Source organism: Winogradskyella sp. UBA3174 (assembly GCF_002364335.1).
GTDB lineage: Bacteria > Bacteroidota > Bacteroidia > Flavobacteriales > Flavobacteriaceae > Winogradskyella.
In genome coordinates this window covers 1-1055 of sequence record NZ_DEXW01000051.1, presented here as the reverse complement: position 1 = coordinate 1055, position 1055 = coordinate 1, and the positions used below count along the sequence as shown (strand labels likewise).

Genomic DNA, 1055 nt, shown 5'->3' with positions numbered 1-1055 from the left:
CTAAATTAGATAAAGGCTATAAAATTAGATTTGAAACAGCTGTAGAAGACCAAGAATATTTTGCTGACGACGTGCAGTTTGAGCTTACTTCAGAATCTGTAAAGTCTAAAGTAGAAGGAAAAGGATTTATCCGCTACATTCGATTAATGCCGCAATAACATAGTTTTTATGACCATTTCTATTTGGAGATACAGTCACTTACTTTTAGCTTTAATTTCAGCTTTATTTATCTTTATTGCAACAGTAACAGGTATTGTTTTAGCTGTAGAGCCAATTTCTAATCAGCTACAACCGTACGCTATAAAAAAAGCGGAAACGTTAGTTTTATCTGAAACACTTAAAATATTGAAAAATGAATATGATGAAGTCGTAACGCTTAACATAGATACAAATGATTTTGTAGTTGTTTCAGTTATAACAAAAAACGGTAAAAGTGATACGTTTTATGTGAATCCATTTACTGGAAAAAAATTAGGAAAACTAATAAAAAGAGCTTCCATTTATGAATTTGCCACCAATCTACATCGCTCATTATTTTTAAAATCTACAGGCCGCTTTCTTGTCGGTTTGTTTTCATTTTTACTGCTGTTAATTGCGTTGACAGGAATCAAACTTATTCTGAAACGCCAAGGAGGTGTCAAACGCTTTTTTTCTAAAGTTGTTTATGAGAATTTTGAACAATATTACCATGTAGTTATCGGCCGATATACTTTGATTCCTGTTGTAATTATAACTATTACAGGTATCTTTTTATCGCTAGAAAAGTTTGATGCTCTACCTTCAGATAGAATAATTTATAAAAGCTTTGATATCAAAAAACATTCTAAAAAATTAAATGTTCAAGACTTTGAAATATTTAAAATAACAGAATTAAAACAACTCAAGTCTATTGAGTTTCCGTTCTCTAATCAAGAGGAGGATTATTTCATGTTAGAGTTAAAGGATGAGACGTTACATATTAATCAGTATTCAGGTGAGGTTATTAGTAAAGGCGAAACACCATTTATTGCTTTGGCTTCTCATTGGAGTATTATTTTACATACAGGGCAAGGCAC

At 31.1% G+C, this 1055-nt stretch carries 2 protein-coding genes; both read left to right on the top strand.

The window, feature by feature from the left end; genetic code table 11:
* Positions 1-158 (top strand): DUF2271 domain-containing protein (locus tag B2U95_RS09575; protein WP_296315571.1); only part of this gene is annotated, 158 nt, incomplete at its 5' end.
* A 10-nt stretch (positions 159-168) separates the two neighbouring features.
* The coding region (locus tag B2U95_RS09570; protein WP_296315564.1) for a PepSY-associated TM helix domain-containing protein at positions 169-1055 on the top strand (887 nt) is incomplete at its 3' end.